Consider the following 12477-nt stretch of genomic DNA (forward strand, 5'->3'; position numbering starts at 1 on the left):
CCTTCGCGGGCATGACGGAAACAGAAGAGTAACAGGAGCAACACGATGACAAAAGCGCTCGAGGGCGTTCGCATTCTCGACTTCACCCACGTCCAGTCCGGGCCGACCTGCACGCAGTTGCTCGCTTGGTTCGGCGCCGACGTGATCAAGGTAGAGCGCCCGGGCGTGGGTGACATCACCCGCGGCCAGCTGCAGGACATCCCGAACGTGGACAGCCTGTATTTCACTATGCTCAACCACAACAAGCGCTCGATCACGCTCGACACCAAGAACCCCAAGGGCAAGGAAGTCCTCACCGAGCTCATCAAGAAGTGCGACGTGCTGGTCGAGAACTTCGGCCCCGGCGTGCTCGACCGCATGGGCTTCCCCTGGGAGAAGATCCAGGCGATCAACCCGAAGATGATCGTCGCCTCGATCAAGGGCTTTGGCCCCGGACCGTACGAAGACTGCAAGGTTTATGAGAACGTCGCACAGTGCACCGGCGGCGCCGCCTCCACCACCGGCTTCCGCGACGGGCTGCCGCTGGTCACCGGCGCGCAGATCGGCGACAGCGGCACCGGTCTGCATCTGGCGCTCGGCATCGTCACCGCACTCTATCACCGCACCCATTCCGGCAAGGGCCAGAAGGTGACGGCTGCGATGCAAGACGGCGTGCTCAACCTCGCGCGCGTCAAGCTGCGCGACCAGCAGCGCCTCGCCCACGGCCCGCTCAAGGAATACAGCCAGTTCGGCGAAGGCATTCCGTTCGGCGATGCCGTGCCGCGTGCCGGCAACGATTCCGGCGGCGGCCAGCCCGGCCGCATCCTGAAGTGCAAGGGCTGGGAGACCGATCCCAACGCCTACATCTACTTCATCACCCAGGCCCCGGTCTGGGAGAAGATCTGCGACGTGATCGGTGAGCCCTCCTGGAAGACCGATCCGAACTACGCCAAGCCGGCCGTCCGCCTGCCGCGCCTGAACGAGATCTTCGGCCGCATCGAACAGTGGACGATGACGAAGACGAAGTTCGAGGCGATGGAAATCCTCAACAAGGACGACATCCCCTGCGGCCCGATCCTGTCGATGAAGGAGATCGCCGAGGACCAGTCGCTGCGCGCGACCGGCACCGTGGTTGAGGTCGACCACCCCACCCGCGGCAAGTACATCTCGGTCGGCAACCCGATCAAGCTGTCGGACTCCCCCAGCGATGTGGAGCGCTCCCCGCTGCTCGGCGAGCACACCGACGAGATCCTGCGCACCGTGCTTGGCTTCTCGGACCATCAGGTGGCCGATATCCACAAATCCGGCGCGCTCGATCCGCCGCAAAAGCAGGCCGCCGAGTAAGCGGGCTCATCTTACAACGCGAAAGGCCGCCGGCTTCGGCGGCCTTTTTGTTGACGCGGAAGGGGCTGCATCGCACGATCGGCACGCTTGCCGCGCCGCGAAGGCTGGATTAAAGATTGGTTCGCGAGGAACAGACGCGGCGGCCGGCCGTTGCTCCCTCGACCGGCGTGCTCCCGGGAATGAGAGCATGCCCGGAAATGCTAGCATGCCATCTCCACAGCGAGTGCAGCACGCCTCGCAAAGACCCTGCCCCACGCTGAAGAACTGGTCGCCTTCGCTTCCGAGGATGGCAAGTCGGCCTTTCAGTTCGGGCACGGGTGGCGTCGCGTCCGGCACTCGCCAGGACCACGCTCTTTGATCAAATTGAGGGCTTAAATGTCGAAAGATCAATCCTCTGATCGCGCCAAGCGTGAAGCCAACAAGGCGTTCAAGCCTGCGACAACGCAGAAGCCGATCAATGATTATGCGAAGGACCAGAACTCCTTCAACGAAAATCGCGAACGGCTGAAAGCGGAGCGATTGGCCCGCGAAGCGAAGCCGGGAAGCCGTTCCGAATAAGCGCGGACGGTACCAGGCTCCGACGGCGAATTCCGCTGAAGCGGGGGCGCCGAAATCCGCCTGATCTACAGCATCGAGAGCACGACGATTCCGTCTTCAACTGCCCCGGAAGCGAGCTGCGCCCGCGCCATGCGCTCTAACTCGGTCCGGTTCTTGCGAAGATAACTGAAAGCCTGCTTCTGCGTCAGGAACGTCGTCGCAAGACGGCACATCTGTCGTCCTGCGCCAAGCGCGAGAAAGAAGGTGATGGTGCCACCGCCATCCGACTTGATTCTAGGCACGATCCGCACTCTTTGGCATGTGATCGGCCCTCTCCGAATTGTCGTCGCCGCAATGGAAGGCAGCTATGGCGTCACCTTCTTCTTGCGTTTCGTCGGGGTGGCCGCGGGCAACGATGCCTGAAGGGCGGCGTCTGCCGCTTCCTTGGCTTCGCGCAGCTCTCGAAGCCGCGCCATGTTCTTGCGAACATCGACGGCTTGCTTTCCAACATCCACCATCGCCCGAGCGCCTTCCTCAGCGGCCAAACGCTGACGGTTAGTACGCGCGATGCTTTCGGGTGACGGTTCGGCCGGTCTCTTGGCGCTCATTATTCACCCTGCTCTGCAACGGACAAAAACCCGCTCAATCCTGGGATCGAGCGGGTGGCATGGCCGTTTCAGTACATCCGTGAAACGGCACCAAGGCTTTAGGCCAGCGAGAGATTCTCAGCGCTGACCTTGCCCCGCATCTTGTCGGTCTTGAGCTCGAAGTTGACCTTTTGGCCTTCAGCGAGACCTGCAAGACCAGCCCGCTCGACCGCGCTGATGTGAACGAACACATCGTTGCCGCCGTCGTTCGGCTGAATGAATCCAAAGCCCTTCTGGCCGTTAAACCACTTCACAGTACCTGTCGTCATTTTCTTCTCCAAAGCGCATACGCGCAGGTTCCGCGTGATCGTCACGCAGAACAAATTCTATTCGTCGATGTCTATGGAAAAGGAGCCCGCGGGCGCATTCAACAAGGCACAGCGGCTGAACGAACAGCCTCAACGTATACCTCATCCTCACCATTTGCAAGGCTTGACCGAATTTAACGCCTCGGGAGCCCGGCTAGGGACATGACGCCACGCTGCCGAGCACTCATCGTTCGGCGCCAGCTGCTCTGGGAGGGCTGCCGAGCGCCACATGCGTCGGCTCCGCCGCACGGAGACCAGATCGCGCCCGATGAAGCTTTCGTAGCGGCTCTGATTTTCTCGGCGACGATCTGCAACCCAACCCGATCACGGTTTGCAATATCCGAATTCAGAGTATTTTGGGGGCGCTCGACGCGTTCTCCAATTCAGAACGCATGTATCGCAATAATGCATTTTCACAAAACGAGGGGGTAATCTAGGCTTGATCGATGCCAAGCCGTACGGCGCGCAATGGAGCGCGACGACGGAGGGACCGATACCGACCGATGCGGCTATTTTTTACTCAGACGTCGCCATACGCCCGCAAGGTAAGAGTCGCCATTCATGAGCTCGGATTGAGGCTTGCCGACTGGTTTGAACGCGCGCGCGTTCGCTCATCCATGATCGCGATACGGCCATGCTGAGTTTCGAACCCGGAACGGTCTTCAGCAGCCGTCACCTCGCCGACATTTTCAGCACCGCCCCGATGCGCACAATTTTCGGTGAGCGCAATTCGCTTGAGTCCATGCTTCTGGTCGAGGTCGCGCTGGCGAAGGTTCAAGCGCAGCTCGGTGTGATTCCTGCCGAGGCTGCTGCTGCGATCGCCTCCGCTGCACGTGCTGAACTACTCGACCTCGACGAATTGGCGGCGGGAACTTTGCGCGCTGGTTTGCCGGTCGTGAATCTGGTCGAGCAGTTGATCCGACTCACCGGCAACCCCCATGGCGAATTCGTCCATTGGGGCGCCACGAGTCAGGACATCATGGACACCGCGCTCGTGGTGCAGATCCGCGACGCGCTCGAGCTCATCCACCGCGATCTGGAGCGCCTGATATCGACGCTTGCGGATCTGGCGCGTACCCACCGCGATACGCCCATGGTCGGCAGGACGAAACTTCAACACGCGATTCCGATCACCTTCGGATTCAAGGTTTCCGTCTGGCTGTCGGGCCTGCTGCGCCACAGGCAACGTCTCGCCGAACTCAAACCAAGAGTCCTCCAGGTCCAGTTCGGCGGTGCGGTCGGCACTTTCGCATCACTCGGCGACAATGGCGACAGCGTCCGCGCTGCGTTGGCCAGCGAACTCGAACTCGGCGAACCTCTGGTGGCATGGCACGCCGCGCGCGATAGTTTGGCCGAGACGGTTTGCCTGCTTGGGCTGATCTCCGCGACCTTGAGCAAGATCGCGACCGATGTCGTGTTGATGGCGCAGACTGAGGTCGGCGAAGTGCTGGAGCCAGGCGGCCAGGGCCACGGCGCCTCCAGCACCATGCCGCACAAGCGCAACCCAATCATCTGTGAGCAGATTCTCAGCACCGGACTGTCGTTGCGCCGGCTCGCGAGCGCCATGCTCGACGCTTCGGTCCACGACCATGAACGGGCGACGGGACCGTGGCAGGCCGAATGGTCGCTGCTGCCGGAAGCATTCGTACTGGTCTCCCGGGCCTTGGACAACGCTGTTCGCCTCTGCGGCGGACTGGTCGTCAGACCCGATGCGATGCAGGCCAATCTCGGGCGGACACAGGGTCTCATCGCCGCCGAGGCCGTCATGATGGCGCTGGCTCTACACGTCGGGCGCCATCATGCGCACGAGATGGTGAGCGCGGCATGCACGCACGCGATCGCTTCGGGCCTGACATTGGCCCAGAGCCTTTCGCGCGATCCGGCCGTGACGGCCCACATCGCCCTGCATGAGATCGAGGCGGCTGCGGACCCGGCTCGATACATCGGCCTGTCCGCCCGTGAGGTCGATCGTGTCCTCGCGGCCTGTGCCGATCGACCGGCCAGTGCTGCGCAAGACGACGCCCCTGATGCGGAGTGAGGCCATATGATTCTGAAACGCAAGCATACGGCCCTCCTCGCAGCTGCGATGCTGTCAATGTTGAATGCGGCACATGCCGAGTCGCCCTTCCCATCACGGCCGATCACGTTGATCGTCCCGTTCGCGGCTGGCGGCCCGAATGACGTGATGAGCCGGATCGTGTCCGAACACATGTCGCGAAAACTCGGGCAGCCGATCATTGTCGAGAACATCGCCGGGGCGGGCGGCACGACCGGCTCAGCGCGCGTCGCAAAAAGCGCGCCCGACGGTTATACGCTCGTCAGCGGTCACGTCGGGACGCATGCGGCATCGGTCGCGCTGTATCCGAATCTGCGTTACGACCCGCTGGTTGATTTCACGCCGATTGGCCTGGTCGCGGAAACGCCGATCCTCGTCGTCGCTCGCCGCGACCTTGGCGCGGACAGCATGGCGTCGTTCATCGCGATCGCCAAGGCGCGCGGCCCGGACCTCACCTTGGCCCATGCGGGTGTCGGTTCGATCAGCCACATCAGCTGTCTGCTGTTCACCTCCGTGATCGGATTCAAGCCGGTCGAGGTGCCATATCGGGGATCAGCACTGGCGATGACCGACCTGATCGCCGGCCGCAGCGACTTCAGTTGTGGATTGTTGGGCGACGTTCTTCCCTTCCTGGGTGACAACAATCTGCGTTTCCTGACCGTTTCGGCCGCAGCGCGGGTTCCGCAATTGCCGGAGACACCGACGGCCAGGGAAGCAGGGCTTCCACAGTTTGTCGCATCGAGCTGGTTCGCGTTCTACCTGCCGAAAGGCGCGCCTGACGCCATTCGCGACCGGTTCTCGGATGCGCTTTGCGCAGCGCTCGACGATGACGGCGTGCGGAGACGGCTCGAACTGGTAGGCTTGATCCTGCCACCGCCGGACCAGCGAGGCCCCGAACCGCTCAAGCGACGGATGACCGAAGAGATCGCGCGCTGGCAGGACATCGTCAAAACCGCGCAGATTCGACTCGATCAATAAGTGCGACCGATGCAGTCGAGCGCGTGATCGCCGGCCAGCTTTCGCCGTCGGCGCATCAGCCGCAGGCGGGCGGAACAATCCGACGATCCCCGGCTACAATCTCGCATTCACCATGACGCCGCACGACGTGGCGGCAGTCTGCCAATCATCCATCAAAAAAATCGAGACGCCCTGTCGGATCGGCGGTATCTGATCCGTCATCTAGACATGAATGGGCAATAGACGCTGACGTCGAGCCCGGCGATTCATGAGGAAGATGATCATGCCCAGCACTGTCCGCCTGCACCGCGTTTTGACGACCAGCCCGGAGAAAGTCTATCGCGCCTTCCTGGAGGCGGATGCGCTGGCGAAATGGCTTCCGCCGAACGGCTTCACCTGCACGGTCCATCATTTCGAGCCGAAGGTCGGGGGTACGTTCAAGATGTCGTTCCGTAACTTCACGACGGGCAACAGCCACGCCTTCGGCGGCGAATATCTCGAGCTCGTTCCCGGCGAACGTCTCCGCTACACCGACAGGTTCGACGACCCCAATCTGCCCGGCGAAATCCAGGTCACCGTGATCCTGAAGAAGGTATCCGTCGGCACTGAGCTGGATATCACGCAGGCCGGCATCCCCGACGTCATTCCGCCGGAGGCTTGTTATCTCGGCTGGCAGGAATCGCTGCGCAATCTGGCGAAGCTCGTCGAGCCTGAGATCAAGCAATAGCGTCTGAGGTAGAGCGAGCGCCTCGTCCTTCGAGACGACCGCTCCGCGGTCTCCTCAAGATGAGGCTAGCGGCAACAGCGCTCGTCGAGACTGCGGCCACATACTCCGACCTCATCCTGAGGGCCCGCCAAAGGCGGGCGTCTCGAAGGATGGGCCGCCGAAACGGTCGCCAAGTGCGATGGCCAGCTCACGACGGGAACCAGCGATCGAGTGTCATCTCAGCGAGCCTACGCCCCTGCCTTCGGCGCAATCCCGCCGCTTGCGGTCCAGCGGTCGGGGTCCGGGCTGTGTCCGATCAAAGCAAGGCCGTAGGCGATCGACTCGAACTGATCGCCCGACATCAGCCGTTCGTTGCCGAACCGCTCGGCGAACAGTTTTCGAACGGCCGGCACGAAGGACGTGCCGCCGGTCAGAAACACCTTTTCGATCTCGCGCGCGGTGATGCCGGCTTCGCCAAGCACCTTGTCGACGGTGGCCCCGAGCCTCGCGATATCGTCGGCAATCCAGGCTTCGAAATTCTTCCGCGTGATGGTCGAGCCAATGTCGACCCCGCCGCCTTTGAAGCGGAACTCCACCTGATCCTGCGCCGACAGCGCGACCTTGGCGTCGGATACCGCGCGGTACAACGAAAAGCCGAGGTCGAGATCGACGATGGTGATGAAATCCTCGAGCAGAGCCGGCTTCACCGCGGTGCGCGCAAGCTCCCGGAGTTCGCGCAGGTCGCCGTTGCTCTTCATCATCGCAAGCTGATGCCAGCGCGCGAGATTGGTGTAGTGGCCGGTGGGGATCGGCAGCACCTTGTCGAACGAGCGGAAGCTCGAGCCCTTGCCCAGCCGCGGCGAGACGACGTGATCGACGATGCGGTAATCGAACGTGTCGCCCGCAATCCCGATGCCGGCATGGCCGAGCGGCTCGGCGCGCAAGGCGCCGCCGGCACGCGAGAACCGCATCACGGAGAAATCGCTGGTACCGCCCCCGAAATCCGCAACCAGCACGGTCGCATCCCGCTCCAGGCGGCGAGCGAAGGAGAACGCTGCGCCCACGGGTTCGTAGACATAGCGCGCGTGGCCGGCGCCAAGGCGCTCGAACGCGGCCCGGTAGCGCTGCATCGCGAGCGCCTCGTCAGGATTGCCGCCGGCGAAGCGGACGGGGCGACCGACCGTGATGGTGGACGTCTCGAAGCCGAATTTATCGCCGCCATGGCGCGCCAGCGTCCGCAGGAACGCCGCCAAAATGTCCTCGAACTTGTAGCGCTGCCGGAACACCTGGGTGGTGTTGAAGCTGGAGCTCGCGGCGAAGGTCTTGAACGACTGGAGGAAGCGGTAGACATGCCGCCCTTCCAGGAACTGCTCGATCGCCCACGGGCCGCCTTCGGCCTGGGCGCCGGCTCCCGGCCGGTCCTCCCAGAAACACAGCGCCGATACGAAGACACTGTGGCGCTGTCCGCCATGGTCGAAGCGGATGGCCTCGACCCGGCGGTCGTCCGCCGCAAGGGCCACGACCGTGTTGCTGGTCCCAAAATCGATGCCGATCGAGACGGCGGGCGAGGCGCTCGACATGAACCACTCTGACAGATGATTGGAAGGGGGCAGACCACTAGCGGCTTCGTGTGCCGCTGCCAAGGCTCCGTTTTTGGACATCGACGGTCAAATGGTTCAGTTTCGGCGGGGTTTGGGCATATCCCCGCTCAAATCGGCCCATTTAACGGATTATTATGCTGCAATGCGAAGAGCTAAATGCTGCTATGCAATGGCATGTATAGACATTGGCATCTGGTATACATAGATTGCCCTTCGAAATGAGACAGCAGCACTGACCGTCTCAAGAAAGGGATTTTCGATGTCCAAGACCGCTTCCGTCGCTCTCGCGCCCTCATCCTCGCTGTTCGCCCGCTTGATGGCCACGATCGACCGCCTCCTGATGGCGAGCGCCGAGATCTCGAATCACAATGGCGACCTGCCGCGCTTCGGCCTGTAAGCCGGGCAGCCTCCCGCGCCGCCGCGCAGCGGCACGGTTTTAAATCGGTTCGCATACGACTTTTGATGAATGGCCCCGGATGACGGGGCCATTTCTACTTGTGCTGTCCTGAGTCACAGCCGCCACCGGGCAAGGTGCTGCGGCATTTGCGCACGGTGACCGGACCAGCGCTTGAAGCTTGGCATAATGCATACAAGAATGCCGTTCCAGCGCTCGCAGAAAAATGAGAGGCGCCACGGGAGGCTTTATGACGGACATGGTGCAAGCAACCGCCCCGACAGCCGCGCGCGTTAGCGACACGTATCGCTGGACGCAGTTGGCGGTTGGCGTCGCGGCGATGGTGATGATCGCCAACTATCAATATGGCTGGACGTTCTTCGTCCCCGACATCCAGAAGAAATTCGGCTGGGATCGCGCGTCGATCCAATGGGCCTTTACGCTGTTCGTGCTGTTCGAGACCTGGCTCGTGCCGATCGAAGGATGGTTCGTCGACAAATACGGTCCGCGCATCGTGGTGCTGGTCGGCGGCGTGCTTTGTGCCGCCGGCTGGGCGATCAACGCGGAGGCGACCACGCTCAACGGCTACTATCTCGGCATGATCATCGCAGGCATCGGCGCCGGCGGCGTCTACGGCACCTGCGTCGGCAACGCCTTGAAGTGGTTTCCGGACAAGCGCGGTCTTGCCGCGGGCATCACCGCCGCGGGCTTCGGTGCAGGCTCCGCGCTCACCGTCGCGCCGATCCAGGCCATGATCAAGGACAGCGGCTTCCAGACCACATTCCTCTATTTCGGCCTCGGACAAGGCATCATCATCTGCATCCTCGCCTTCTTCCTGCTGGCGCCGAAGGCAGGCCAGGTGCCGAGCGTGGTGGCGAACGCCAATCTGCAACAGAGCCGCCGCAACTATCAGCCGACCGAGGTGCTGCGTCAGCCGATCTTCTGGCTGATGTACTTCATGTTCGTGATCGTCGGCGCCGGCGGCCTGATGGTGACGGCCAATTTGAAGCCGATCGCGGCCGACTGGAAGATCGACAACGTGCCGGTCACGTTGATGGCGGTGACGATGACCGCGGTGACCTTCGCGGCCACGATCGACCGCGTGCTCAACGGCCTGACGCGTCCGTTCTTCGGCTGGATCTCCGACATGATCGGCCGCGAGAACACGATGTTCATCGCCTTCGGGATGGAAGGTATCGGCATCTGGATGCTCTACCTCTGGGGCCACGATCCGCTCTGGTTCGTGCTGCTCTCGGGCTTCGTGTTCTTCGCCTGGGGTGAGATCTACTCGTTGTTCCCCTCGACCTGTACCGACACGTTCGGCGCCAAGTTCGCGACCACCAATGCCGGCCTGCTCTACACCGCGAAGGGGACGGCCGCGCTGCTGGTCCCGATCGGCAATTACATGCAGCAGTCGTCGGGCAGTTGGGACAACGTGTTCATCATCGCGGCCGGCGCCAACATCCTGGCCTCGGCGCTGGCGATCGCGGTGCTCAAGCCCTGGCGCAAGGTCGTGGTCGCGCAATCGACCGTCTGACGCACTCCAAAAGCGCTTCTCGCGCAAGACGCCCCGGCCCCCCCGCCGGGGGGGGGGGGTTTGGGGGGGGGGGGGGGGGCCCCCCCCGCGCGCGCCCCCCCCCCCCCGTTTTTTGGGGGCCCCCCCCCGGGCCCCCGGGGGGGGGCCCCCAACCCCCCCCCCCCCCCCCCCCAAACCCCCCCCCCCCCCCCCCCCCCCCGCCCGCGGGGCGGGGCGTCTTCGTTTTGCGCGAAGCTTGCGCGATCCCGCCGTGCTGCAAACGGAACTCGCATTTTGTCGCCGGCCCGCCAAGATAAGGCTTGCAATCTGGGATATGGTATACCAAGCTCGCGATCGCGCTTGCGACGATAAGCCACAATATTGCGACATCAGGTCATCTTGTGACCGGTGCCGAACCAGACAGGCGCTCGGGAGGTTTTTGATGATTTCCAGCACCGATGGCGCTGTCACAGCCGCGCCTCTTCGCACAGGTTTCCGTTGGCTCCAGCTCGTCATGGGCATCGTCTGCATGGCGATGATCGCCAACCTGCAATATGGCTGGACGCTGTTCGTCGATCCGATCGATCACGCGCACCATTGGGGACGCGCCGCGATCCAGCTCGCTTTCACCATCTTCGTCGTCACCGAAACCTGGCTGGTGCCGATCGAGGCCTGGTTCGTCGACAAATACGGCCCGCGCATCGTCATCATGTTCGGCGGCGTCATGATCGCGCTGTCGTGGATTCTCAACTCCTATGCCGATAGCCTCACCTTGCTCTACGCGGCCGCGATCATCGGCGGCATGGGCGCGGGCGCGGTGTACGGCACCTGCGTCGGCAACGCGCTGAAATGGTTTCCCGATCGCCGGGGCCTTGCCGCCGGTGCGACTGCCGCCGGTTTCGGCGCAGGCGCTGCACTCACCGTCGTGCCGATCGCCGCCATGATCGCAACGAGCGGCTATCAGCACGCGTTCCTCACCTTCGGCATCGGCCAGGGCGTCATCGTCTTCGTGCTCGCCTTCTTCATCCAGCCGCCGCGGATTTCGATCCCGCCGAAGAAGAAGCAGCTCAATCTGCCGCAGACCAAGATCGACTTCACACCGCCCCAGGTGCTGCGCGCCCCTATTTTCTGGGTGATGTATCTCGTTTTCGTCATGGTCGCCTCCGGCGGCCTGATGACCGCGGCGCAGATCGCCCCGATCGCGCACGACTTCAAGATCGCCGACACGCCGGTCACGCTCGCCGGCTTCCAGATGGCGGCATTGACGTTCGCGATCTCGCTCGACCGCATCTTCGACGGTTTCGGACGGCCCTTCTTCGGCTTCGTCTCCGACACGATCGGCCGCGAGCACACCATGTTCATCGCCTTCGGCACCGCCGCGCTGATGCTGCTGACGCTGTCGGCCTATGGCCACGTGCCTGTCGTCTTCGTGCTCGCCACCGCGGTCTATTTCGGCGTGTTCGGCGAGATCTACTCGTTGTTCCCTGCCACGTGCGGCGACACCTTCGGCTCGAAGTTCGCGACCACCAATAACGGGATGCTCTACACGGCGAAGGGGACGGCGTCCCTGCTCGTTCCGCTCGCGAGCGTGATCTCGGCCACGTATGGCTGGAAGGCCGTGTTCGTGGTCGCGGTGGCACTGAACGCGACGGCGGCGCTGATGGCGCTATTCGTGATCAAGCCGATGCGCCGCTCCTTCATCCTCGGCAAGGAAGCCGAGAGCGCCAACGCCGCGACGGGGAACGCCAAGACCGAGACGGCATAACGAACACGCATCTTGCACGGGTGAGACAGGGGCGCAGCGATGCGCCCCTTTCTTTTTGGCTTACGGCAAACGTCAGCATTGCTGCCGCAAGATTTTTCGGATGAGCCAAATCGAGTGCTTGACGATTGGCATTATGTATACCACACTTGCTTCATCATTCACCCAAGGAGGTTGCAATGCTGGTCGGAGACATTCTGCGCAAGAAGACACCGCGCGTTGTCACGGTGCGAATGAACGAAACCGTGGGTATCGCCGCCAAGCTGATGCGCGCCAACAATATCAGCGCACTGGTGGTGAAGGACGTGGTCCGCTCCGAGGGCAATACCGCGGTCGGCATGTTCACCGAGCGCGACGTCGTGCGCGCCGTCGCCGAGCACGGCGCCAATGCCGTCAACGTCAAGGTCTCGCAGCTCGTCTCGGTGCAGCAGCTCGTATCCTGCACGTCGAGCGACACGATCGAGCACGTCCGCCATCTCATGAACCGGAATCACATCCGGCACCTGCCCGTCATCGACGATTACAGCCTCGTCTCGGTCATCAGCATGCGTGACATCGCGTCCTTCATGGACGAAGCGATCAACGGCACGCCGCAAGCAGCTTAAAGCGCCTCACTTCCCCTGCGACTACCGGACCCGGCTCGGAGCCTTCCGAGCCGGACCGGATCTTT

13 protein-coding genes are annotated in these 12477 nt (G+C 62.8%); 9 read left to right on the forward strand and 4 right to left on the reverse strand.

Annotation, left to right across the window (positions count from 1 at the left end; genetic code table 11):
* Positions 1 to 45: 45 nt before the first annotated feature.
* On the forward strand, positions 46 to 1323 hold the full coding sequence (gene frc, locus AC0L30_RS08060; protein ID WP_007593311.1) for a formyl-CoA transferase: 1278 nt from the start codon (positions 46 to 48) through the stop codon (positions 1321 to 1323).
* A 375-nt stretch (positions 1324 to 1698) separates the two neighbouring features.
* Positions 1699 to 1881, forward strand: a complete 183-nt coding sequence (locus AC0L30_RS08065; protein WP_007593314.1) for a hypothetical protein — start codon at positions 1699 to 1701, stop codon at positions 1879 to 1881.
* A 65-nt stretch (positions 1882 to 1946) separates the two neighbouring features.
* Here AC0L30_RS08065 and AC0L30_RS08070 read toward each other — a convergent pair whose 3' ends face one another.
* From AC0L30_RS08070 to AC0L30_RS08080, 3 genes are all read right to left on the reverse strand, one after another.
* Positions 1947 to 2171: a hypothetical protein gene (locus tag AC0L30_RS08070; protein WP_007593316.1), complete on the reverse strand. Its 225-nt coding sequence runs from the start codon at positions 2169 to 2171 to the stop codon at positions 1947 to 1949.
* 54 nt (positions 2172 to 2225) lie between these two features.
* Complete coding sequence (locus AC0L30_RS08075; protein WP_007593322.1) at positions 2226 to 2468, reverse strand: hypothetical protein; 243 nt, start codon at positions 2466 to 2468, stop codon at positions 2226 to 2228.
* Between the two features lie 98 nt (positions 2469 to 2566).
* Positions 2567 to 2776 (reverse strand): cold-shock protein, encoded by a 210-nt coding sequence (locus AC0L30_RS08080; protein ID WP_007593324.1) that lies wholly within the window; start codon positions 2774 to 2776, stop codon positions 2567 to 2569.
* A 673-nt stretch (positions 2777 to 3449) separates the two neighbouring features.
* Here AC0L30_RS08080 and pcaB point away from each other — a divergent pair.
* From pcaB to AC0L30_RS08095, 3 genes are all read left to right on the forward strand, one after another.
* Positions 3450 to 4853: a 3-carboxy-cis,cis-muconate cycloisomerase gene (gene pcaB / locus AC0L30_RS08085; protein ID WP_473404112.1), complete on the forward strand. Its 1404-nt coding sequence runs from the start codon at positions 3450 to 3452 to the stop codon at positions 4851 to 4853.
* A gap of 6 nt (positions 4854 to 4859) precedes the next feature.
* Complete coding sequence (locus AC0L30_RS08090) at positions 4860 to 5849, forward strand: Bug family tripartite tricarboxylate transporter substrate binding protein (protein ID WP_007593328.1); 990 nt, start codon at positions 4860 to 4862, stop codon at positions 5847 to 5849.
* Positions 5850 to 6111: 262 nt separating this feature from the next.
* Positions 6112 to 6555: an SRPBCC family protein gene (locus AC0L30_RS08095; protein WP_007593330.1), complete on the forward strand. Its 444-nt coding sequence runs from the start codon at positions 6112 to 6114 to the stop codon at positions 6553 to 6555.
* Positions 6556 to 6782: 227 nt separating this feature from the next.
* Here the strand turns inward: AC0L30_RS08095 and AC0L30_RS08100 are convergent, their stop codons facing one another.
* Positions 6783 to 8114, reverse strand: coding sequence for an Hsp70 family protein (locus tag AC0L30_RS08100; protein WP_035995042.1), 1332 nt, complete (start codon positions 8112 to 8114; stop codon positions 6783 to 6785).
* A gap of 280 nt (positions 8115 to 8394) precedes the next feature.
* On the opposite strand from AC0L30_RS08100, the gene AC0L30_RS08105 reads away from it, so the two are divergent.
* The 4 genes from AC0L30_RS08105 (at position 8395) to AC0L30_RS08120 (ending at position 12412) form a co-directional block, all read left to right on the forward strand.
* Positions 8395 to 8532, forward strand: a complete 138-nt coding sequence (locus tag AC0L30_RS08105) for a hypothetical protein (RefSeq protein WP_007593333.1) — start codon at positions 8395 to 8397, stop codon at positions 8530 to 8532.
* A gap of 247 nt (positions 8533 to 8779) precedes the next feature.
* Positions 8780 to 10066 carry an oxalate/formate MFS antiporter gene (gene oxlT, locus AC0L30_RS08110; protein WP_007593335.1) on the forward strand — a complete coding sequence of 429 codons (1287 nt, stop codon included), beginning with the start codon at positions 8780 to 8782 and terminating at the stop codon, positions 10064 to 10066.
* A 421-nt stretch (positions 10067 to 10487) separates the two neighbouring features.
* A complete protein-coding gene (gene oxlT, locus AC0L30_RS08115; RefSeq protein WP_007593337.1) occupies positions 10488 to 11810 on the forward strand; it encodes an oxalate/formate MFS antiporter in 1323 nt (440 codons plus the stop codon).
* Positions 11811 to 11986: 176 nt separating this feature from the next.
* Positions 11987 to 12412 carry a CBS domain-containing protein gene (locus AC0L30_RS08120; RefSeq protein WP_007593342.1) on the forward strand — a complete coding sequence of 142 codons (426 nt, stop codon included), beginning with the start codon at positions 11987 to 11989 and terminating at the stop codon, positions 12410 to 12412.
* The last annotated feature ends 65 nt before the right edge of the window (positions 12413 to 12477 follow it).

The sequence above is a fragment of the Bradyrhizobium sp. MI1.11 genome (assembly GCF_055811255.1).